Here is a 21,510-nt window from a genome sequence, read left to right on the forward strand (position 1 = left end):
GCAGACTGTCCTGAGTACTCTTCCTAATTAAAAAGGCTTAGCGGCTTGTGTATTATGTTATGTTGCCTGTACACAGGGGGGAGCTGTATGAAAAAAAGACCGCATAAGCGGTCTCCAGAGCTGTCCTCTCAAATTTTCGGTTAATTACTTCCTTCAGGCTGTCAGTAGCGAATCCCGAATAAGTTACACTTATCATTAGTGGAAAAAATGTAAAACGTTAGTTTGGTGTAAGGCATATTTAATGTACCCCAAGCTTACTATTCCGGCAGATGAACCTTCAGTACTTCCATTCCGTTCATATACTTTCTGAGCGCCGGCGGAATTGTAATCGAGCCGTCTTCCTGCTGATGATTCTCGAGCAGAGGGATCAGAATCCGAGGAGTAGCCACGGCCGTATTATTCAAAGTGTGGCAGAACTTCAGCTTCCCATCGGCTGGGTCCTTGTAGCGGATATTTGCCCTTCGTGCCTGGAAATCGTGCAGATTGGAAGACGAGTGTGTCTCCCCATAAGCCCCTCGGCTGGGCATCCAAGTCTCGATGTCATACTGCTTGTAAGTTTTCTGAGACATGTCCCCGGTGCAGACCGCCATCACCCGGTATGGAAGCTCCAGCATTTGCAGCAGATCCTCCGCATTACGGGTAATCTCCTGCAGAACCTGCTCGGACAGATCAGGGTCAGCTGCTGTTATGGCGATCTGTTCAACCTTGGAGAACTGGTGCACACGGTACAATCCGCTAACATCTCTGCCTGCCGAGCCAACTTCACTGCGGAAGCAGGTGGAAGCAGCCGCGAGGCGGACGGGTGCAGCCACGTCCACGATTTCCCCCGCATAATAATTAATCAGAGGAACCTCTGATGTGCCTGCAAGCCACTTGTCCTCATCTTCAATATGATACGACTGATCTTGCCCCAATGGAAAATATCCCGTATTAACCATCGCCTCGGTGGTGACAATTAGCGGCACCTCCAGCGGTGTAAAGCCGCGCTCTATCAGCATATCCAGCGCCAGCTGCTGGACTGCCCGGTGCAACAGCACGCCAGCTCCCTTTAGATAATAACTGCGGCTGCCGGACGTCTTAACTCCGCGTGGGATATCTATGAGGCCGTGAAGCTGGCCAAGCTCCACATGGTCCTTCATGGGAAAATCAAAATCCCTAGGTTCCCCGATAGTGCGAAGCACCACATTGTCAGCATCCGATAACCCAACCGGTGTATCCGCAGATACGATATTAGGAATCAGCAGGCTCATGGTGTAAAACCGTTCATTCAGCCCGTTCAATTGCGCTTCCAGCTGATCCAACCGGATACGGTCCTCTTTGACCAGCTCCTTCAAGCTATCAGCAGTTTGGTTCTGTCCCAGCTTTATGGCCTCCCCAATCCGCACGGACAACTCATTACGGCGGCTTCGGAGCAGTTCAGTTTCCTGCATGACTCTTCGCCGTTCTTCTTCGAGCTCCAGGAATTCTCTGACCGATACCCGGATTCCTTTCTGATCCGAGACCCCTTGAACCTCATCCGCATGTGCCCTAATCCAACGTACATCCAACATTATAAACCGCTCCTTTGTCTGTAAAAATACAAAAAGCGCCCTCGCCACGTTGGGACGAGGAGCGCTTAGACTCGCGGTGCCACCCAATTTGACCAAGCCGGGTACGGTATGGTCCTCTTTGGTCCGCGGTAACGGGCGGTTCCGGTTAACTTAGAGGAACAAAGATTCCTCTTGGCGAGAACGCCTCCGAGTTGGATTCTCTTCATCGGCATGATTGGATTTGGATAATTTAGTGAGTAGTATACCTTAAACTGAAGTTCCGATGCAAGAGTTTTAGGGGAATTATTTCACTATATAAAATGAACTTTGAAGGTTACCCTTTTGGACGCTGCGATGCCGAGTGTTCTTTAAGGCCGCTGTTGTCTCCGAAATGCTTGAACTAGATATCCAAGTAGGGGCATTTCGGAGACAAAGGCGGGCGCTCCGCTTCTTCAGAGCCACTCGTCCTCCTGCTCAGAAAATTATTGTACCGCAATCATCTGAAACAAGCTGCGTGAATCTCCGGTCAATCGGGCTTCTGCCGCGTTCAGCTGGGCGGACCCGTCACCGTCCAGGAATATCCCTTCCTTGACCAGATCTGGGGCCAGGCTGCCTTGTATTGCTGCTCTAAATTCAGCAGCAGTGCAATGGGTTGGAGTCACAATCAGCCACACCGTGCCGCTCTGGTCATACACAAGTCCTGAGCGGAGCCGCTTCTCGTCGCCAAAGGGAAGGTTCTCCTGCTTTGCGGCAACCGGCCAGCGTGAATCCTCCTGAAGATTCATGCTGACACCGCCCTGGGCAAAATAGCGGCGGCGGTCAGACACCTGAATCTCGGATGCGGAGGACACCACCTGAACGGAAAAGGTGCCCGCTGCCCCGTCCCAGACCAGTGTGCCTCGCGGATACTTCACATTGAACCAGCCGGAGCCGTACTTACCGGGATCACCCTTGACCGGACGGTCGTTCATCACGGCGATGGACAGCAGATCTGCACCGTAAAAGAATCCACCGTTAATTCCGTACTCGGGATAGGAAGATAGAGGCCCTGCAAGGGCCTTCAGCGTGATTTCCTCCGGCTTAGCCGCCAAGGCATGAAGCTGTACCCCGTTGGGCGCTTGCGCCCTCACATAGCGGTAAGCATGAGGAACCTCATAGAGACTCCCCCATAAGATTAGAAGCAGCACACCTAAGGTCAGGAGGGCGGCTGACACAATTCCAGGATAGGGAGGTTTACGCCGTAACATACGCCCCAAGCAGTTTGACAGTGTTCAATACCGCCTGCTTGTGGGTGCGTTCCATGGAGTGTGAGGCGTGGACACCAGGCCCAATTAAGGCTGCGCGGATGTTATGTCCCCCGCGAAGGGCAGCGGAGGCATCTGATCCGTAATAAGGATAAATATCGACGGCGTAAGGGATCTTCTCCGCCTCAGCCAGCTCAATCAGCTTACTGGTCATATCGTAATCGTACGGTCCGCTGGAATCCTTGGCGCAGATGGATACTTCGGTCTCCTTGCAGCTTAGATCATCCCCCATAGCTCCCATGTCAACGGCGATCATCTCATGGATGCCGCCCGGGATGTGGGAGGCACCGTGTCCGACCTCCTCATAGTTGGAGATGAGGAAGACCAGATCATGGCGCGGTGTCCAGCCTTCACGCTTGGCCGATTCCAGCAGGCCGAGAAGAGCTGCGACACTGGCCTTGTCATCAATGTGCCGGGACTTGATATATCCGCTTGGCGTAATGACTGCGCGGGCATCGAACGAAATGAAATCACCGGTCTGGATGCCAAGCTTGCGAACATCCTCCTTGTTCTCTACCAGTTCGTCAATGCGAACCTCCATATTGCTCTCTTTGCGCGGAAATTCTCTCGCATCACTGTATACATGGACAGAAGGATGGGTGGTCAGGATCGTTCCGGTATAGACCTTACCGCTGCGGGTATGAATTTGACAGTATTCATTCTCAATACTGTTCATGGAGAAGCCGCCAACAGAGGTAATGGCAAGCGTGCCATGGGCTGTTATGGAGCGGACCATCGCGCCAAGCGTGTCCACATGGGCGCTGAGGGCGATCCGGCGGCTGTCATCCTGCCCCTTCAACGTGAGAAGGGCGCCGCCTTTCTCATTCAGGGAGAAGGGAACGCCAAGCTTCCCTGCTTCTTCTTCCACAAGCCGGATGGCCTCTTTGGTGAATCCGCTTGGGCTTGGGGTATCCAGCAATCTTTTGAGTACATCCAGCACATAATTCTCGTTTACGGAAATTGTCATGGTTGAACCTCCAGTTATGTATTTGATGGTTTCTCTGGATCTGGAATGCTCTCTTCCACAGGTGTGGGTTCGGGGAATACATACCCGGTCGCTTCTTGGATGTGAGCTAGCTCAGCTTTTAGCTTCTTGTTCTCCTTGTCAAGCAGGTAGCTTCGGTACAAGCCGAAAGCACCCACGATGATGCCTCCCAGCAGGGTACAGCCGATTATGAGCAGGATCAGGGGAATGCTTACTGTGCCGAACAACAGGTTGACATTCACTGGCTCGACATTAATGACCGCAAAGATGGCAGTAATCAGGGCGAATACAAGTGCGGCAATCAGGGACCACTGAATTTTCATGGTACACCTCCTCTTAAGACAGTATAAAATCCCCTGCCCGAAGCGGGCAAGGGATGAATAGGCTTTTCCCGTAAATATACGGGGCTTATTCCATTATTTCGTCAAATTCTCCATCTGTTCAATCAGCTCTCCGAACACGCTCATCGCTTCGCGAATCGGCTCCGGAGAAGACATGTCAACGCCAGCCTTCTTCAGAATGTTGATGGAATAATCGCTGCCGCCGCTCTTCAGGAATCCGAGGTAGCGGTCGACCGCCGGCTGGCCTTCCTCCAGAATCTGCTTCGAGAAGCTTGTAGCCGCAGAGAAGCCTGTAGCATATTTGTATACATAGAAGCTGTTATAGAAATGAGGGATGCGGGCCCATTCCATTTCAATATCCTGATCTACAACCATGCCTGAACCATGATACTTCTTGTTCAGATCATAATAGATCGAAGAGAGCTCCTGTGGTGTCAGGGATTCTCCAGCTTCAGCGCGTTCGTGTATGATTTTCTCGAATTCAGCGAACATGGTCTGGCGGAACACCGTGGTCCGGAACTGGTCTGCATAATAAGTCAGCAGATACATCTTCTGCTTCGGATCTGTGGCCTTTTTCAGCAGGTAATCCATAAGCAGGGCTTCATTTGTAGTTGATGCCACCTCGGCGAGGAAGATCGTATACTGGGCATCCCGGTATTTCAGCGCCTCATCGGAGAAATAGGAATGCAGCGCATGGCCCATCTCGTGAGCGAGCGTGAACATGCTGTTCAGATTGGCATTGTGGTTGAGCAGCACGTAAGGATGCGTGCCGTACGCTCCCCAGCTGTATGCGCCAGTCCGCTTGCCTTCATTCTCATAGACGTCAATCCAGCGGTTGTCGAAGCCATCCTGAAGCACCTTCAAATAATTGTCGCCAAGCGGTTTAAGCCCTTCCTTAACGAGCTTCTTCGCTTCTTCATACGGGATTTCCCATTTATATTCCTCGACCAGTGGAGCGAATAGGTCGTACATATGCAGCTCATCCACCCCAAGAAGCTTCTTGCGCAGCGCCATATAGCGGTGAAGCAGGGGCAGGCTTTCATGGATGGTGTCAATCAGGTTCGTATAGACTTCCTTCGGAATGTTGTCACCGTACAGGGACATTTCCAGAACAGAAGGATACTTGCGGACATGGGAATAGAAAATATTTTTGTTTACGTTGGAGCTGAGTGTTGCGGCCAAGGTATTCTTTTGCTTGCCGTAGGTTTCATATACCGCCTTGAACGCTCTTTGGCGCACCTCGCGGTTAGGATTCTCCAGGAACTGAATGTAGTTGCCGTGAGTCAGTTCGACCTCCTGGCCATTCTCATCTTTAATCTTAGGGAACTTCAAGTCCGCGTTGTTGATCATGCCAAAAATATTTTTTGGCGCCTGGGACAGGTTGCCCACCTGGGCAAGCAGAGCCTCCTCGGCTTTCGTCAGCACGTGGGCTTTCTCCCGCTTGATCTCCTGGAGTGTGAATTTGTAATCAGCCAGAACCGGATTTCCGATCAGGTTGTCCAGCTCCTGCTCCGGCAGGGATAGAATTTCAGGAGTGATATAAGAGAGCGCTTCGCTCACTTCAACACTAAGCTTCTTGGCTTTCTGAACCAGAGCTTGATATGTAGGGTTGGTAGTATCCTCATCATGATGAAGATTGGCGTATACGAACAGGCGCTCAAGTTCAAGGGAGATTTCGTCCTCAAGAGCGAATGCCGCCTTGATATTCTCCGCAGTGGTCAGCTTTCCCTCGAACTCCGAGGTTTTGGACTTCTGCGCTTTAATCTGCTCATAGGACTGATCCCATGCCTTCTGGTCAGGGAACAGATCGGTTAGCTTCCATGTGTTTTCTTCAGCGGCTTCGGAACGTTTTGGTAGTGTACTCATGGGAATCCTCCTCGGTAAATGAATAGATAAGGGCCTATTCTGTGGAATGGCCCGCATATCCGTACCCGGGGCAGCTGCGGTCAGCAGACTGCATAGCGTGATTGTGCAGAGCAACTTGGCATATTTCACGGGCGGAACGCCTCCTGACCTGTAGTCGGTTTCCATATATGGAATGAACCATCCATATAGTATGACCCAAGGCGGAGTGCAATATTATAGATATGCGGGCCCCAACAAACTAGGCTAAGAAACTGTAAATCACAAGTACAAATGCTACAATGATCATCACCAGGGCGGAGATGGCCATAGGCCGTTTCAGCTTGGGCGGGATGTTATCCCTATTCATAATCAGAATCAGACCCAAGGCGATGGCCAGTACAATAAACAGGGCAATTCTCGAATAGTCCATAAGTAGTGATTCTAAACTCCTTTTAAGGTAGCTCTAAATTTGCTTGAAGGAATCCATCAAAGTGCGCCATTCCTCTTCTCTTCCTTCAAAGTCTTCCTTCGGGAAGCGGTTTTGAGCCCACTGCATCAAGGCTGGACGGCTTAGAAAGGTGTGGGTTTCTTCACCCCACTGATCCGAGATCTCACGCAGAACCAAATATTTCCCTTGAACTTCGACGGTCATCATGTTCCATTTGTCTGTTTTGTAAATTTGATGTTTTTTGATCATCGTGTACTTATCTCCAGTCTGCAGATCATATATGGCTTTTCAGTAGTAGGAACGCATGTGCAAAAGCTTTATAAAATCATAACGCACGACTATTAGGAAAGCAAATGGAATGCAGGATAATTCCGCCAATTTCCGCTTCCGGAGATGCAGGGCTAAAGATGCGTTGCAATGAGCCGGACCATAGGTTATAATTTAGATATTCGCCAGTAAATGGCGTTATTTTTAGGAGGTTGTTCATTTGAAAGGTACAGTTAAATGGTTTAACGCAGAGAAGGGTTATGGTTTCATTTCAGTTGAAGGCGGCGAAGATGTATTCGTACATTTCTCTGCAATTCAAGGCGAAGGCTTCAAGACTTTGGAAGAAGGCCAAGAGGTTGAATTCGATATCACTGAAGGTAACCGTGGTGCACAAGCTGCCAACGTAAACAAACTATAATTGATCTTGAACTTTATACGAGAGACACAGCTCCTTTGCGGGCTGTGTTTTTTTGCTTGTCTTTGACGGAAAACCCGGCCTAGTGATAAACTGGGAGAAGATTTGTGCCACGGAATTCACAAAGCGGCAATCGAATTATTACTTGTGGGGAGCGTTAAGGTATGAAATTCAAACTGTTTAAGGAACGCAAAGGTAAAGCCGATCAGGCCAAAAATAACCAGTGGGTGAAGCTCAGCCGCGAGATTTATATGCAGGCTCGCAAGGGTGGACCTAATCCGGAAGCGAATTTCGGACTGAAGACAGCGATTGCCAATGCCAGGGCGATCAAGATGCCTGCCGATAACATTGAGCGTGCGATTAAGAAAGCGTCTGGTAACACGGACAATGTGGATTACGAAGAAATTTATTATGAAGGCTATGGACCAGGTGGCGTAGCTATTATGGTCAAATGCTTGACAGACAACCGCAACCGGACCGCGGCGGATGTCCGTGCCATCTTTAATAAGAGAGGCGGCAACATGGGCGAATCCGGCTGTGTCTCCTATATGTTCGATGAGAAAGGGCTGCTCGTTATCGACCGGGAGAAATATGAGGATCTGGATGAAGATACCCTGCTGCTGCAGGCGGTTGAAGCCGGAGCGGAGGATTTGGTAACTACGGACGAGACGTTCGAGCTTGTAACCCATCCACATGAGCTGGAGAAGGTAAAGAGCGCACTGGAAGCGGAGAACTTCGAATTCAGCAGTGCGGAAGTCCGCTGGGTACCGCAAAATACCGTGGATGTGGAAGGCGAGAACGCAGAGAAGCTTATGAAAATGATGGATGCGTTCGAGGACAACGACGATGTTCAGGACGTGTACTCCAACTTCGAAATCAGTGTCGAAGAGATGAACCGCATCGGCTAAGATACAGATGAAATTAGAAAGGCTCGTTCCTTATAACAAGGGACGAGCCTTTTTGAAATTTCTATTCAACGATTTTCTATTCGACGATGCGGAGGATTTCCGCTACATCCTTGCGCGGTGTAGCCTTAGGTGAGATGGCCGGATGCCCCAGAGCGATGACCATATTGACCAAGCGGTCTTCCGGAATATCCAGGAATTCCCGCAGCTTCTCTTCGGCGAGAAGAACCGGGCCGGTCATCGGACAGGTTGCAAGCCCTTTGGCGTGCGCAGCAAGCATTAGATTCTGTGAAGCGAGACTGCTGCTCTTCAAGCCTTCTTCGTCCCAAATCTCGGGACCGCCGAATTCCAGCGGGTCGAAGATCCGCTCCCGGAATTTGGAGGCATAAGGCGTGGACAGGCAAACGATCAGTACAGGAGCGCCGGAGAAGGCTGTCGCATAGGGGCCGAATGATCTGACCAGAAGCTTGGCTTCCCGTGCGAGCCCTTTCTCTTCAGCTTCGGCAGCTCTTAAGTGAAGCTGTTCCCAAGTGAAGTCCTCAATCTGTTTGATCTTCTCACGGTTAACCACAGCGATGAATTCCCATGTCTGTGAGTTGGTGTCGCTTGGAGCGAACCTCGCACAGTCGATAATTTCTTCAATATCCTTAATTGAAACACTCTCTTCCGTAAAGTCGCGAATACTGCGACGAGTTTGGATGAGCTCCATGAATTCAGTAAATACCATTAAGTTCCCACCTTATTAAGACTTGGTACTAACAATTTATAATCACTATTATAACGGAAAGATTCCAGGTTTGATAGGGTGCCCTGAACTATAGTGTTTCTTCCAGATTCCGGCGGGATGGCCCGCTGTATAAGTAACGGGCAGCAAAGCCGAAGAAGGCCAGGATGACAAAGGCCATAGCGATTAGGTAAAAGTCTTTGCGGCCAAAGGCTTCGTAAATTGCCCCGCCGAGTGTGCCGCTGACCAAGCCTGACGCGCTTGACCACATAATCGTAAAGAGAGCAAGTCCTGTTGCCCGGTAATTATCCGGTATCATTCTTGTTAAATAACGGACGGCTGTCACGAAGAAAATCCCAAACGTCACGCTGTGCATCGTCTGGATCACAATGACCATATACGCTGAGTCTGTCAGACTCATCAAGAGGAACCTCAAGGCAAACATCAGACAAGCAAACAGAAGTAGAGGAAGCTCCTTGAACCGTTCTCCGTATATGCTTAATAGGAAAAACACAGGAATCTCTGATAAGGAGGAGGCTAGTACTCCCCAGCCGACCAGATTGTCTGCTGCGCCCATTTCCTTCATCGCGATGGTCAGGAACGCATCATTCATCCTGTATCCGATGGACAGGCAGAAGACACAGCCGAAGAACCACAGCAGCTCCTTTTGCCGCAAAATCCTCCAAAGCCCTGAAGCGTCCATTTTATCTACGGAAGAGCGCTGGTCTTTAATCATAAATGTCAGGAGCAAGGCTAGAATCGTCAGGAATGTACTGATTCGGATCGTCCAGGACGTGCCTAGGTTTGAAAGGACGTAGCCGATAAGAATTGCAAATACAGCAAATCCAAGCGAACCAAATATCCGGATTACCGTAAAGTTTCTTCCCTGCTCTTTGGCGGTGGCAATGGCCATCGTATCAGCCAGGGGAAAGATTGGATAATAGAAGAAATAGAACATCATAATGACAATCAGGATGCTTATAAAGGATGTGGATACCGAAAGAATCAAGGAAAGCGCAAGCTGGCCGGCAAGCAGGAACATAAGTATTTTCTTAATTGTCCGGTACCGGTCGCTGATCATACTCCACAGCAGGTTGGAGAAAAGGGAAACCATAGGCCCGATCGCATACAGATAACCGATCTGGGTGGTCGTGAAGCCGAGAGAGCGGTAATAGAGCGGAAAGAAGGAGAAGACAAGCACGCTAAGGCCGTATATAGTAAAAGTAAAAGCCCGGAGCCAGTTGATGTCTCGCCGGGATTGAAGGTTTGATTGCATGGTAGAAGGACTCCGTTTCAGGTGAAATATACATCGGTCTATACCATTAGACCACCATGCCAGTATAGCATATAAAGCCCACAAATCCTTGATTTTCCGATATAATATAGAGAAGCGACTTTGTGTCTTGGGAGGGATTGGGTTGGACGTTTTTGTGTATGACAGCAGACTTGGAATCAAGGTTCCGCAATTCGAAACCCCGTTCGAGGAGCTGCCGCTCTCCGAAAGAGCTCACATTATTGAAGTGTGGGAGGATATCCGCGGTACAATTCCAACCCGGGTCATGGAGCTGGAACAGGTCATTGTGAGTAAGCTGCTTGAACTAGGGGAAGAGAATAATTTCGAACAATCCTGCCGGATTAACAGTGATATTGCAGAACTTGCGAGCATCGTTAACGATCTTCATATATGGTATAGGGTGTCGGCTGAGGTGTCTGAAGGGAAGCGGCATTCCTGAGTGTCTATGACATAGTTGTTTGTAGATTGGGGAGGAACATATTATAATAAAGAATGGTTTTGGACCAATCTGTAATGACTATCCTCTGGAGGCAAGCCTTTGATTGATCTTGAAGAACGCCCATATCAGATACCCCGTGATCCGATCAGGCTGATGAGCCGGGTATATAAGTATTTATTGCCAGACGTGCGCTCCGAGCTAGGTGAATGGAAACGAAGGGCTGAAGCCATTCCTGATCCTGAGCTTAGACGCCAGGCACTGGCAAGTATTGAGACGAAGGAGTTCCACTGTCAGGGAGGCTCCGTCTATGCTGCCGCCAATTTGGAGATGAGGCACATCCTGATTCCACTCATTGTCGCTTTTCAGACAATCAGTGATTATTTAGACAACCTCTGTGACAGGAGCACATCCATGGATGCGGATGATTTCAGACGGCTGCATCAATCGATGCTTGATGCGGTGGACCCTGATGCCAGCCTGCATGATTATTACGAATTACGCGACGAGAAGGAGGATGGGGGGTATCTGCACCGCCTTGTCGCCACGTGCCGTAAATGCATAGGTGATTTACCCGGATATGAAGCGGCTAAGCCGCAGATTCTTATTCTTGTCAAGCTGTATACTGATTTGCAGGTGTACAAGCACATCAAACCTGAGCTGCGGGAAGACGTTCTGCTTCATTGGCATTCAGAATACGCAGATCTTGCGCCGGATTTGAGCTGGAACGAGTTCGCGGCGGCTACCGGATCGACCTTGGGCGTATTTATGCTGTTTCTTGCCGCAAGCAGCAAGAATCTCGACCCGGCCAGTGCGGAAATGATTCGCCATGCTTATTTTCCTTATGTATGCGGACTTCATATCATGCTCGATTACTTAATTGATCAGGATGAGGACCGGATTGGCGGAGATCTTAACTTCTGCAATTATTATGACAGTTCCGAACAAATGGTGGATCGTATCTCGTTTATTGTACAATCAGCAAGGCAGGATGTAAGAGTACTGCCGTCGTCATCCTTCCACCGTATGATCATTGAAGGGTTGCTTGCCTTGTATTTATCAGACCCCAAAGTCAGCGAGCAGCAGGAGATTCGCAGCGTATCCAGAAGGCTCATGAAGAAGAGTCCGCTCACCAGGTTGTTTTTTTTCGTGAACAGCCGCTGGATCCGTAAGCATATATAAGCATTCATTTTGAGGAGGCAACCATTATGTCAGAAGTGAAAAAAATTGCAATTTTAACAAGTGGTGGAGATTCACAAGGGATGAACGCGGCTGTACGTGCCGTTGTGCGCAGTGGACTATACTATGGCCTGGAAGTGTTCGGAATTCAGCGTGGTTATCAGGGACTGCTGAACAATGATATTTTTGCGATGGACATCCGCAGTGTGGGCGATATTATCCAGCGTGGGGGAACCATCCTCCAATCGGCCCGCTGCCTGGAGTTCAAGACGCTTGAAGGCCAGCAGAGAGGTGCTCAGATTCTGCGCGACCGCGGAATCGACGGGCTGGTCGTTATCGGAGGCGACGGTTCTTACCAGGGTGCTGAGAAGCTCAGCCGTCTTGGGATCAAAACGATGGGGCTTCCGGGAACCATTGACAATGACATCTCTTTCACAGACTATACAATTGGTTTCGATACAGCGGTGAATGTCGTTGTGGATGCCGTGAACAAGCTGCGTGACACGATGTCTTCGCATGAGCGTTCTTCGGTGGTTGAGGTTATGGGACGTCATTGCGGCGATATTGCGCTGCATGCGGGTCTGGCCTCTGGTGCCGAGACGATTCTCGTGCCTGAGGTGCCTTACGATCTGAACGAGGTTGCCGATCGGATGAAGGCGAACTTTGATCATGGCAAGCGCCACAGTATTGTCATTGTAGCGGAAGGGGTTGGCCGAGGAGAAGATGTGGCCACTGCGCTGAAGGAGCGTTATCCTTCCATCGATCCGCGTGTTACGGTGCTGGGTCATATCCAGCGTGGGGGATCCCCAACTCCGTTCGACCGTAACTTGGCAAGCCGCCTTGGCGATTTTGCCGTACGCAAGCTGATCGAGGGAGATTCCAACAAAGGCTGCGGCGTGCTGAAAGGTGAGCTTGTGGTTACGGATATCGAGAAGGTTGTTAATACGAAGAAAGAGTTCAACATGGAACTTTATGAGCTTGCTTCCCGTTTGTCTCAATAAGCCATTGGTAATTTAGAACAGGCGTCACAGGTGTTTAAGCCTGTGACGCCTTTTTGTTATACTTCAAATCGTGGTCAGGATCTCCATACGGGGAGTTATCCGGACTTTTATGGGGAGGTGCTCTAGGTGGCGACCTCGCCGCTTTATCCTAGATGATCCTTATTCAGTATAAGGTAGAGAAAAGCAAAAAAATGAGTGTACCGTCAGCCCGTTGATGCAGCCGCTGCCGCTATATTTGACCCGGGCAGTTTAGTCCTTCTTGCTGGAAATCTCCTCAAGTGCGGAGAGAATTTCTTCGGTAGGCCGGAGCCCTTTCTCTGCATATACGATTCGGCCATCCAGACCGATGATATATACAATTCGCTGCTGGGTGAGAAAGCCCAGAGTTTTCCCAACCTCATACAGATGCCTGATCCGTCCGTCCACATCCGCAATGAGTGGAAAGTCGTAGTTATGCTTGGCTGCGAATTTCTGATGGCTCTCCAGGGTCCCAGGATTTACACCGAGAACAAGCGCCCCATACCCTGCATAGGACGGCTCAGCATCTCTCACAGCACACAGCTGTTTGGTACAGCCGGGTGTATCATCCATAGGGTAGAAAATGAGTACAATGGGTTGTCTGCCCATAACTTCAGCTAGATCTATAGTTCCTTTAGTACTGTCAGCCCGAAAGGCTGGCGCCAAGGCTCCAACACTCAGCATGATTGAATCACACTCCTATTAATTAGTGGGCGGTACTATATAAATAACCTAAGAAGACACGTACTTCAACTATTGTAGTATGGTTAGCTTCCTGTTGCAAAAAGAGGGCTGGGAATATTTTGGATAAAAATATGTAAAACAGTGGACAAAATGCGGATATAGCTATAATCTTATACATAGAAATACGATGCATAGATAAATGATGTATAAGTAAATTAGCGAGCTGGTTTAAACGGCAAGGAGGATTGTGGTATGAAGATTAGCAAGGAAATGATCAAAGGAAGCACCGGAACTCTGATCCTGACCTTACTGTCCCGGCAGCCGATGTATGGTTATGAGCTGATCAAACAGCTTGAGCTGAGCTCGGGTGGTGTATTTGCCCTTAAGGAAGGGACGCTTTATCCCTTGCTGCACACGATGGAGACTGAGCAATGGGTCGAGTCGTACTGGACCGAGAGCGGAGGAAGAAAGCGCAAGTACTACCGGATTACGGAAGGCGGACGGGGACAGCTTGAAGTTAAGCGGACGGAGTGGCAGGTTTTCAGGCAGGCTGTCGATTCGGTTTTAGGGGAGGGAGGTCAGGTATGATCATCACTGTAAATGAGCTTCGGGACAGGTTTTTGGCTGAGGTGTGCGGATATGTTAAGGCTAGGGAAGTACATACAGCTGTCAAGGAAGAGCTGGGGAGTCATTTGACAGAGCTGGCGGAAGAGCGAATTGCAGATGGCTATGACTCTGTGGAAGCTTGGGAATGGGCGGTTGGACAAATGGGGGAACCCGCGGTACTCGGCAAGCAGTTCAACCGGGTGTATAAGCCACGAGTTCATTATGGGCTCATTATTTCAGTAATCATCCTGGTGGCCATCAGTGTGCTGACTTTACTGTCGGTACATGAGAATTATGCAGGGTCTTCTCAACAGTTTTATCAGTTAGATTTCCCACAGAGGCAGGTTGTTTTTTTAACCATAAGCATAATCATTATGTTGGTTGTGTGTTTCTTTGACTATCGTAAGCTATATAGATGGTCATGGCACTTGTACATCTTGATGATAATAGGTTATGTCTATATTTATACATTTAATAGTCCTGTTGTGAATGGAGTAAAGCGATATATTCTTATTGGACCGATAGGTCTTGATTGGGCCAATATCAGCTCGTATTGTTTTGTTGTGGCCTTGGCAGGCATCGCTCGTCAAATTTCAACATTCGGTTATAGGCCATGGAAGAGTAAATTAATATTATCCGGGGCATTTCTAGCCCCAGTATTTATATATGTAATGTTAGCTGCAGCATCGGAGCTCGCCTTTTATTTATTTACATGCGGTATCTTGTACATATGGATGTATCGGGACTGGAAAGCTCCCGTTTCCGCATTTTTGATCGGAGCTGCCGCACTATACTATTATGCAGCAACATCAACTCCTTATAGTTCAATATCCAGAATTGTTAAGGGTGCACTTGATCCATATGCTGATCCTAAGGGATTTGGTTATGCATATGTTCAAATGAGGGAGGCAATCCGGTCATCTGGTTGGTGGGGACATGGATTCGGAGCACCGCTCAATAAAGTACCCTTTCTGCACTCTGAAGGAATTGTTACCTATCTCATCTACTGCTTTGGATGGGCAGCGGGTATTGCCTTAGCATTTATTGTGGTTCTCTTTATTCGTTACATGATTGCCGCATTTAGAAAGCTGGATGATTCATATGGAAAAGCCCTGTTTTTGATTGTGTCGGTAATTCTCGGTTCCCGGATGCTGTACAGTGCAGCCATGGCAACAGGACTTGTTCCTATTCTCGGCATAGTCTTCCCTTTCCTAAGTTACGGTGGTTCCCATTTATTCGTCGAATTCGCTGCCGTAGGCCTGCTGCTTGGTATTTACAGAAGGAAAGACATGGTTAGAGCCACTTCCCGCTTTGATAAGGGAGATAGCATCTTAATAGACAAATGACAGAAGAGGGTTAATAGTTCAAGAAATCCAAAATTAACAGCGATGGGAGCAGGCGCTTGTTCCCGGAGCCTTTTGAACATAAACCGAACTCCTAAACAAAATTCGGGGCCGTCTTTTGGGACGGCCCCGAATTTTTGCAACTAACCCTACACCGCCGACTGCCCGGTCCGCCGTGCATATTTCTTCTGAATGTAGTTCAGACGCAGATACAGCGACACAGCAGCTACCGCCAAACCGCTGATTAGTCCTACCCAATAACCGTAGGGCCCCAGATCGGTAAAGTTGGCAATAACATAACCAAGCGGCAGCCCGATGACCCAATAGGCTACAAAGGCCAGCAGGAATGGGGAATTCACATCTTTGTATCCCCGCAGAGCGCCTTGAATCGGGGCGGCAATTGCATCAGACAACTGGAAGAATATCGCATAGAGCAAGAAATGCTTAGTCAGCTCAATTACCTGTGGCTCGTTCGAATACAGCGAAGCCACGCCATCTTGGAAGACCAAGAGAATAACCGCAGTCAGCACGGACATGCCGGCTGCGGTTCCGATTCCGAGTCTTGCGTACTGCTTGGCGTCCTTCAGCCGGGATGCCCCCGTCTCAAAGCCAACCAGGATGGTCAGGGATAAGCAGATGCTCAACGGAATCATATAAAGTGTTGAGGCGAAATTAAGTGCTGACTGATGAGCGGCAATCGTCTTCGTATCATACTGGCTCATAAATAAGGTCACAGCGGCAAAGACAGCAGTTTCGAAGAAAATCGCAAAGCCGATCGGCACTCCAATCTTAAGCAGCTCCTTCCATTTAGCCAGGGAGATCCGGTACACTTTGCGGAGCATTTGGTATTCGGAGAATACCCCGCCTTTGCGCACGATGATCAGAGCAAGCAGGAAGATGCACCAGTAAGTGAATGAGGAGCCAACACCGGAACCAATTCCCCCAAGCTGAGGGAAGCCCAGCTTGCCAAAGATCAGCAGGTAATTCACAGCTACATTGATCGGGAGGGAGAGCAGGGTGATAATCATCGAAATTCTTGTCTGACCAATGGAATCGATGAAGGAGCGCAGCACCGTATACCCGAACAGAGGCAGAATTCCTGTGCCAATAGCAACAAGGAAATAATGGGCTACATGCTGAACCTTGGGTTCCAAGCTCATGGCATTCAGAATGGGGTCCAAGGAAAAGCCGCCAGCAATAATTACAACAATAGAGACAACCAAGGCGAGCATGAGCGCCTGCATTACATTGAAATCCGCCTTATCCTTCTCGCCCCGGCCGATTAAATGGGACACGATTGGCGTAATCCCCATGAGAATCCCGCTTAGACCCGTCTGAACCGGCACCCACAGGCTGGAGCCAATCGCAGCACCGGCCAGATCTGCGGGGCTGGCATGGCCGGACATGGTCGTATCGAAAAAAGTCATGAGAGAGAGCGTAATTTGGGTGACCAAAATCGGAATTAGAATGTGGAAAAACTGAATATACTTTTGTTTCAAGCTTATGGCATGTTTCATTGTTTTCTCCATTTCAAAGACGTATTTACAAGCACGCAATAGAAAGAGCCCGCGCAAACGGGCTCTTTCGCATCACATTCGCTTATTTATAAGTTACACCTGCGGTGTATCGGTTATTAGCATTCCAAAGCAAATACTCATCGACATTCATGTCCTTGAGCGCACGAATCTGCTCTTCCACTTCGTGCTTGCCGTATTTGGCATAATGCCCGCTTCCCAGCCAGCTCGCCGTAAAATCCTGAATCCACGGGCGGATGAGCGGTTTCTTCTCACCTAGGGGGTCCAGCTTTTTATGAGTATCCACAATGGAGCCCTTGATGGTCTGATAAGGTGCCTTATCCGGGTCTTTGGCTCCAAACCAGCCGGCCGTATAGTGGCTTGGATAGATCATCGGCGAGATAACATTGACATTTTTGGAGATCTTCACAAAGTCCTGGCCGATTCCCTCTGCAGCAGGAACCGATGCCGCGTAGCCAAATATGTCCACGGATACACGAACGCCGAGCGGGTCAAGCTCTTGTCGGGCATACTCCACAAAAGAGGATACCGCATCTACCCGACTTTTTCCATCTTTAATATATTTCAGAGAATTTGCCCGTTTCTCGAATCCTTCAGGGAACCGGACATAATCGAACTGAATTTCTTTAAATCCGAGTGCCGCTGCCTCCTTGGCAATGGCCACATTATACTCCCACACTTCCTTGCTGTATGGATTCACAAAGCTGTCGCCTTTGGCGTTGCTCCAGACTGTGCCGTCACTTTTGCGGAAGGATAATTCAGGATGCTTCTTGGCCAGTACCGTATCCTTAAACACTACGACACGGGCAATCGGGTATACCTTGTGCTGGTTTAGACGGTCCATAAGTGTATGAATATCACGGATAAAAGATTGAGGTTTTCCGTATTTAAGCAGCTCTTTATTCGTAGTCGGATAAGTTATGTATCCCGAGTCGTCTTTCAGATCGATAACCATTGCGTTAAGATCCGTACTGTCAGTCAGTTTAAGCAGCTGCTCCATCCGAGAGCCTCCTGCGCTGTAGGCAGTGACGTATATCCCTTTTACTTTGGGGGCATCCGTCTGCGGATCTGACTTCACCGATCCGGTTGTAGTTGATGTGCCTCCTTTGGACGGGTTCTGTGAATAGGTAACCAAAGATTGATAGGATGATTTCAGAATGCCCGATAGATTATCATGTCCGGGATGATCCGCCGGATTTCCGCCTGTAGCGGCACCGGCAGCAAGCAGCAGTAGCGACCATATGATGTTCATGTCCAGTTCTCTCCCTTGTAAAGCATTCTCGATAATTATATCTGAATGAAACATAGCCTTAAAGATCAGGTTTGCTATATTTAATAGATTCAAATTAAAGCGATGTGTCCTTTTAAACTTAAAAATATGTGGTTAAACGCCCGGAAATTAGAAAATCCCAAAATTTAATACTGTCCCCGAAAAAAAGTATAAGCCGCCTCTAAGAAATAAGAAGCGGCTTATTGATGCGTTGATGATTTTCAATTAATGAAGCTGCCCGGTGCTTTGGTGCTCACAAATGCTGTACTGAATTATCTCTAAAGCATCCTCGGGTTCCAGAACGGTGAAGCCGTCACGGAGTAGAATCTTGGAATCTAACTCCTTGGGATTGAAGAATGGCATCATGTCGGGGAACCATTTCATGACGATCTGAGAAAGTTTTACCGTTTCCATATCCACAATAATCATCCTTTCCTCCGGAATCATTCATTACAGAATCATTCATCGTACCGGAAAAGCCGTTAACCTGTGAAGATAAAGGGGGTAAATCTTAACTTCGCAATCCATGAAACTGGCAAAGATTCCGTGCGTCAATATCATAACATATAACCAAGAAAGGTGCTATCGGGGCAATTAACTACGCCTGAAAGCTCCCATTACGCCAACCGTCTCTACAATGTTAACAAAGGCGGCCGGATCGGTAGCTTTGATAATCTCCCTAAGCTCCTGGAGTTCATAACGGGTTGTTACCGTCATCAGCATATCTTTCTCTTTGTGGGAGAATGCGCCTTGGGTCTTTATTAGAGTTACCCCGCGGGGACGACCAAGAAGCTTCTCAAGTAAGGCTTCTTTCTGATCCGTGATGATGAATAGAGTCACCTTGACATGGCTGATATGAATGTAATCAACCACTTTCCCGCTTAGATAAATAGAAACCATGGAGGCAAGAGCGAGGTTCCAGTCTCCATTTAAATATCCCATAGCCAGAACAACGAGGGCATTCAAGACAACGACGACGCTTCCTACAGGGAAGTCCCGGTATTTAGTGACAATGGAGGCCAGAATGTCAAAGCCACCGGATGACCCTCCGGCCCGGAAGCAGATTCCCGCGCCAATTCCTACGAGCACACCGCCGAAAACGGAAGCAAGCAGGGCGTCCTGAGCAAGCATTTTGGCCGGAACCGGAATAATGGAAATGAACGCTGTAGTGGCGACGACGGATAGTATGCTCAGTCCGATATATTTTCTGCCGAGGACGAACAAGCCTGCCAGGAGCAGCGGGATGTTGTAGATGAGATATAAGTTTCCGATGTCGAAGCTGGTGAAGTAACCGGTCAACATGGCTAGTCCGGATACTCCGCCGCTTAGAAGCTTGTGCGGAACCAAGAAGAGATTGAAACCCGCGGCAATGAGGGCGGCCCCGAAGATGACCGCCAAGCTGTGACTGATTAATTTGTACAAATGGTTTCACCTCACACAAATTGGTCTAGGTATGTAACTGGTGTTTCAAGAATGTTTTATGCTATAATGTTTGAGATATTCTTGAGTAGGGATGGATTTCCATTTTAATGAATATATGTGTCACGGTTGCATGGTTCAAAAGAAACGGTAAAGTTTAAATGATTTAAGGGTTTATTTCCAGCTTTACCCTGCCTCCTGAGATGAAATTTTTTTGCAGGATGGGACAGCCTATAAACGTTTACCGCTACTTAAGAATAACGTCAAGATTGTGGATTTGTCCACCATATAGAAGGAGCATGAATGAATTTGAGTACATTTGCAGAATTTGGCCTAGAGCCTAAGGTTTTACAAGCCATTACAGAGCTTGGTTTCGAGGAAGCTACCCCAATTCAGGCTAAATCGATTCCGTTCGCTATGGAAGGAAGAGACTTGATCGGACAGGCACAGACTGGTACAGGAAAGACCGCAGCTTTCGGACTTCCGCTGATCAACAAGATCTCCAGAGAAGAAGACCGGATTGTGGCACTTATCATGGCGCCGACCCGCGAACTTGCGATCCAGGTTGCTGAAGAGATCAGCAAGCTGTCCCGCTTTAAGGGTATCCGTTCCCTGCCGATTTACGGTGGTCAGGATATCGTTCGTCAGATCCGTGCTTTGAAGAAGAAACCGCAAATCATTATCGGAACCCCTGGTCGCCTCCTTGACCACATCAACCGCAAAACAATTAAGCTTGACGACGTACAAACCGTCATTCTTGATGAAGCTGATGAAATGCTTGATATGGGCTTCATGGAGGATATCCAATCTATCCTGAAGCTTGTCCCCGAACAGCGCCAAACATTGCTATTCTCTGCAACAATGCCTGCGAATATCCAGAAGCTGGCCCAACAATTCCTGAAGAATCCTGAGCATGTATCTGTTATCCCTAAGCAAGTCAGCGCTCCGCTGATCGATCAGGCTTACATCGAAGTGCACGAACGTCAGAAGTTTGATGCCTTGACCCGTTTGCTTGATATGGAGTCTCCAGAGCTTGCCATCGTATTCGGACGTACGAAGCGTCGGGTTGACGAGCTTGCTGAAGCGCTGTCCAAGCGCGGATATTCTGCAGACGGATTGCACGGGGACCTGTCCCAGAACCAGCGCGACACGGTTATGCGTAAGTTCCGTGACGGCAGCATTGATGTTCTGGTTGCTACCGACGTGGCCGCACGCGGTCTCGATGTGTCCGGGGTAACCCATGTAGTGAACTTTGACCTTCCGCAGGATCCGGAAAGTTATGTTCACCGCATTGGCCGTACTGGACGTGCGGGTAAAGAAGGGGCGGCTTACTCCTTCGTTACTCCGCGTGAGATGGACCATCTCCATTTCATCGAGCGTGTAACCCGCCACCGGATTAACCGCAAGCCGCTTCCAAGCATCGCGGAAGCTATTGAAGGTAAACAGCGTATTACAGCTGAACGTTTGATTGAGCTTGTGGAGAACGGTGAATTGAACGAGTACAAAGGCATTGCTATTCAGCTGTTGGAACAGTATGATTCGGTGAATCTGCTCTCCGCAGCGATTAAGCTGGTTACCGGCGACAAGAAGGAGACCGGCAACATCGAGCTGACACCGGAAGAGCCAATCCGCGTGAAACGCCGGAAGCCGGATATCCGCTCCAACGGACGCAAACCGTCTGGCGGATATGGCAACCGTGGAGGCAGAGAAGGCGGCTCATACCGCCGGGATAACCGTGAAGGCGGCGGCCGGAGCTATGGAAGCAGCTACGGAAGTGGCAAGGGCGGATATAACAGCGGCAGCAGAGAAGGCGGACGTGACGGATCTTCCCGTTCCTCCTATGACCGCAGACCGCGCACAAGCGGCGGCGAGCGCCGTCCTTCCACCCGCAGTGACAACGAATAAGGCATAGCCATGCAAACGAAGAGGACGAAGCGGTAGGTGCTTCGTCCTCTCTTTTTT

Annotated in this window: 22 protein-coding genes; 8 read left to right on the top strand and 14 right to left on the bottom strand. The window is 49.1% G+C overall.

The window, feature by feature from the left end; translation table 11 throughout:
• Positions 1-257: 257 nt before the first annotated feature.
• The 7 genes from serS to KJS63_RS07540 all read right to left on the bottom strand — a co-directional run bounded on the left by serS (position 258) and on the right by KJS63_RS07540 (position 6,701).
• Positions 258-1,550 (bottom strand): serine--tRNA ligase, encoded by a 1,293-nt coding sequence (gene serS / locus KJS63_RS07510; protein WP_213618592.1) that lies wholly within the window; start codon positions 1,548-1,550, stop codon positions 258-260.
• Between the two features lie 461 nt (positions 1,551-2,011).
• Positions 2,012-2,776, bottom strand: a complete 765-nt coding sequence (locus KJS63_RS07515; RefSeq protein ID WP_213618593.1) for a hypothetical protein — start codon at positions 2,774-2,776, stop codon at positions 2,012-2,014.
• Positions 2,763-3,800: a M42 family metallopeptidase gene (locus tag KJS63_RS07520; protein WP_213618594.1), complete on the bottom strand. Its 1,038-nt coding sequence runs from the start codon at positions 3,798-3,800 to the stop codon at positions 2,763-2,765. Before KJS63_RS07520 ends, KJS63_RS07515 begins: the two co-directional genes overlap by 14 nt.
• A gap of 14 nt (positions 3,801-3,814) precedes the next feature.
• A complete protein-coding gene (locus KJS63_RS07525; protein ID WP_213618595.1) occupies positions 3,815-4,141 on the bottom strand; it encodes a LapA family protein in 327 nt (108 codons plus the stop codon).
• Positions 4,142-4,234: 93 nt separating this feature from the next.
• Complete coding sequence (pepF, locus tag KJS63_RS07530) at positions 4,235-6,025, bottom strand: oligoendopeptidase F (protein ID WP_068619712.1); 1,791 nt, start codon at positions 6,023-6,025, stop codon at positions 4,235-4,237.
• A gap of 238 nt (positions 6,026-6,263) precedes the next feature.
• Entirely contained in the window at positions 6,264-6,434 is a 171-nt protein-coding gene (locus tag KJS63_RS07535) for a hypothetical protein (RefSeq protein ID WP_213618596.1), read from the bottom strand.
• A gap of 33 nt (positions 6,435-6,467) precedes the next feature.
• A complete protein-coding gene (locus KJS63_RS07540) occupies positions 6,468-6,701 on the bottom strand; it encodes a hypothetical protein (RefSeq protein WP_068619711.1) in 234 nt (77 codons plus the stop codon).
• A 238-nt stretch (positions 6,702-6,939) separates the two neighbouring features.
• Here KJS63_RS07540 and KJS63_RS07545 point away from each other — a divergent pair, with 238 nt between their 5' ends.
• Both KJS63_RS07545 and KJS63_RS07550 read left to right on the top strand, forming a co-directional pair.
• Positions 6,940-7,137, top strand: a complete 198-nt coding sequence (locus KJS63_RS07545; protein ID WP_068619710.1) for a cold shock domain-containing protein — start codon at positions 6,940-6,942, stop codon at positions 7,135-7,137.
• Positions 7,138-7,298: 161 nt separating this feature from the next.
• On the top strand, positions 7,299-8,042 hold the full coding sequence (locus tag KJS63_RS07550) for a YebC/PmpR family DNA-binding transcriptional regulator (protein WP_213618597.1): 744 nt from the start codon (positions 7,299-7,301) through the stop codon (positions 8,040-8,042).
• A 76-nt stretch (positions 8,043-8,118) separates the two neighbouring features.
• Here the strand turns inward: KJS63_RS07550 and KJS63_RS07555 are convergent, their stop codons facing one another.
• A complete protein-coding gene (locus KJS63_RS07555) occupies positions 8,119-8,766 on the bottom strand; it encodes a nitroreductase family protein (RefSeq protein WP_213618598.1) in 648 nt (215 codons plus the stop codon).
• An 88-nt stretch (positions 8,767-8,854) separates the two neighbouring features.
• Positions 8,855-10,039 carry an MFS transporter gene (locus KJS63_RS07560; protein ID WP_213618599.1) on the bottom strand — a complete coding sequence of 395 codons (1,185 nt, stop codon included), beginning with the start codon at positions 10,037-10,039 and terminating at the stop codon, positions 8,855-8,857.
• A gap of 142 nt (positions 10,040-10,181) precedes the next feature.
• Between KJS63_RS07560 and KJS63_RS07565 the strand changes: the two genes are divergently transcribed.
• From KJS63_RS07565 to pfkA, 3 genes are all read left to right on the top strand, one after another.
• On the top strand, positions 10,182-10,496 hold the full coding sequence (locus KJS63_RS07565) for a hypothetical protein (protein ID WP_213618600.1): 315 nt from the start codon (positions 10,182-10,184) through the stop codon (positions 10,494-10,496).
• A gap of 153 nt (positions 10,497-10,649) precedes the next feature.
• The gene (locus KJS63_RS07570) at positions 10,650-11,675 is read left to right on the top strand and encodes a tetraprenyl-beta-curcumene synthase family protein (RefSeq protein ID WP_374706272.1); all 1,026 of its coding nucleotides are present in this window, start codon (positions 10,650-10,652) and stop codon (positions 11,673-11,675) included.
• Positions 11,676-11,701: 26 nt separating this feature from the next.
• Complete coding sequence (gene pfkA / locus KJS63_RS07575; RefSeq protein WP_068619705.1) at positions 11,702-12,673, top strand: 6-phosphofructokinase; 972 nt, start codon at positions 11,702-11,704, stop codon at positions 12,671-12,673.
• A gap of 249 nt (positions 12,674-12,922) precedes the next feature.
• Here the strand turns inward: pfkA and KJS63_RS07580 are convergent, their stop codons facing one another.
• Positions 12,923-13,375, bottom strand: coding sequence for a peroxiredoxin (locus KJS63_RS07580; protein WP_213618602.1), 453 nt, complete (start codon positions 13,373-13,375; stop codon positions 12,923-12,925).
• Between the two features lie 252 nt (positions 13,376-13,627).
• Here KJS63_RS07580 and KJS63_RS07585 point away from each other — a divergent pair, with 252 nt between their 5' ends.
• Both KJS63_RS07585 and KJS63_RS07590 read left to right on the top strand, forming a co-directional pair.
• The gene (locus KJS63_RS07585) at positions 13,628-13,963 is read left to right on the top strand and encodes a PadR family transcriptional regulator (RefSeq protein WP_068619703.1); all 336 of its coding nucleotides are present in this window, start codon (positions 13,628-13,630) and stop codon (positions 13,961-13,963) included.
• Entirely contained in the window at positions 13,960-15,327 is a 1,368-nt protein-coding gene (locus tag KJS63_RS07590) for an FtsW/RodA/SpoVE family cell cycle protein (RefSeq protein ID WP_213618603.1), read from the top strand. The genes KJS63_RS07585 and KJS63_RS07590 overlap by 4 nt, the downstream gene beginning before the upstream one ends.
• 146 nt (positions 15,328-15,473) lie before the next feature.
• On the opposite strand, the gene KJS63_RS07595 is transcribed toward KJS63_RS07590, so the two are convergent.
• The 4 genes from KJS63_RS07595 to KJS63_RS07610 form a co-directional block, all read right to left on the bottom strand.
• Positions 15,474-16,841, bottom strand: coding sequence for an MATE family efflux transporter (locus KJS63_RS07595; protein WP_213618604.1), 1,368 nt, complete (start codon positions 16,839-16,841; stop codon positions 15,474-15,476).
• A gap of 82 nt (positions 16,842-16,923) precedes the next feature.
• The gene (locus KJS63_RS07600) at positions 16,924-18,111 is read right to left on the bottom strand and encodes a putative glycoside hydrolase (RefSeq protein ID WP_213618605.1); all 1,188 of its coding nucleotides are present in this window, start codon (positions 18,109-18,111) and stop codon (positions 16,924-16,926) included.
• Between the two features lie 243 nt (positions 18,112-18,354).
• Complete coding sequence (locus KJS63_RS07605; protein WP_068619699.1) at positions 18,355-18,558, bottom strand: hypothetical protein; 204 nt, start codon at positions 18,556-18,558, stop codon at positions 18,355-18,357.
• Positions 18,559-18,723: 165 nt separating this feature from the next.
• Positions 18,724-19,551: a YitT family protein gene (locus tag KJS63_RS07610; protein ID WP_068619698.1), complete on the bottom strand. Its 828-nt coding sequence runs from the start codon at positions 19,549-19,551 to the stop codon at positions 18,724-18,726.
• Between the two features lie 306 nt (positions 19,552-19,857).
• On the opposite strand from KJS63_RS07610, the gene cshA reads away from it, so the two are divergent.
• A complete protein-coding gene (gene cshA, locus KJS63_RS07615; RefSeq protein ID WP_213618606.1) occupies positions 19,858-21,453 on the top strand; it encodes a degradosome RNA helicase CshA in 1,596 nt (531 codons plus the stop codon).
• Positions 21,454-21,510: the final 57 nt, after the last annotated feature.

It is taken from the genome of Paenibacillus sp. J22TS3 (assembly GCF_018403205.1).
GTDB lineage: Bacteria > Bacillota > Bacilli > Paenibacillales > Paenibacillaceae > Fontibacillus > Fontibacillus tuaregi.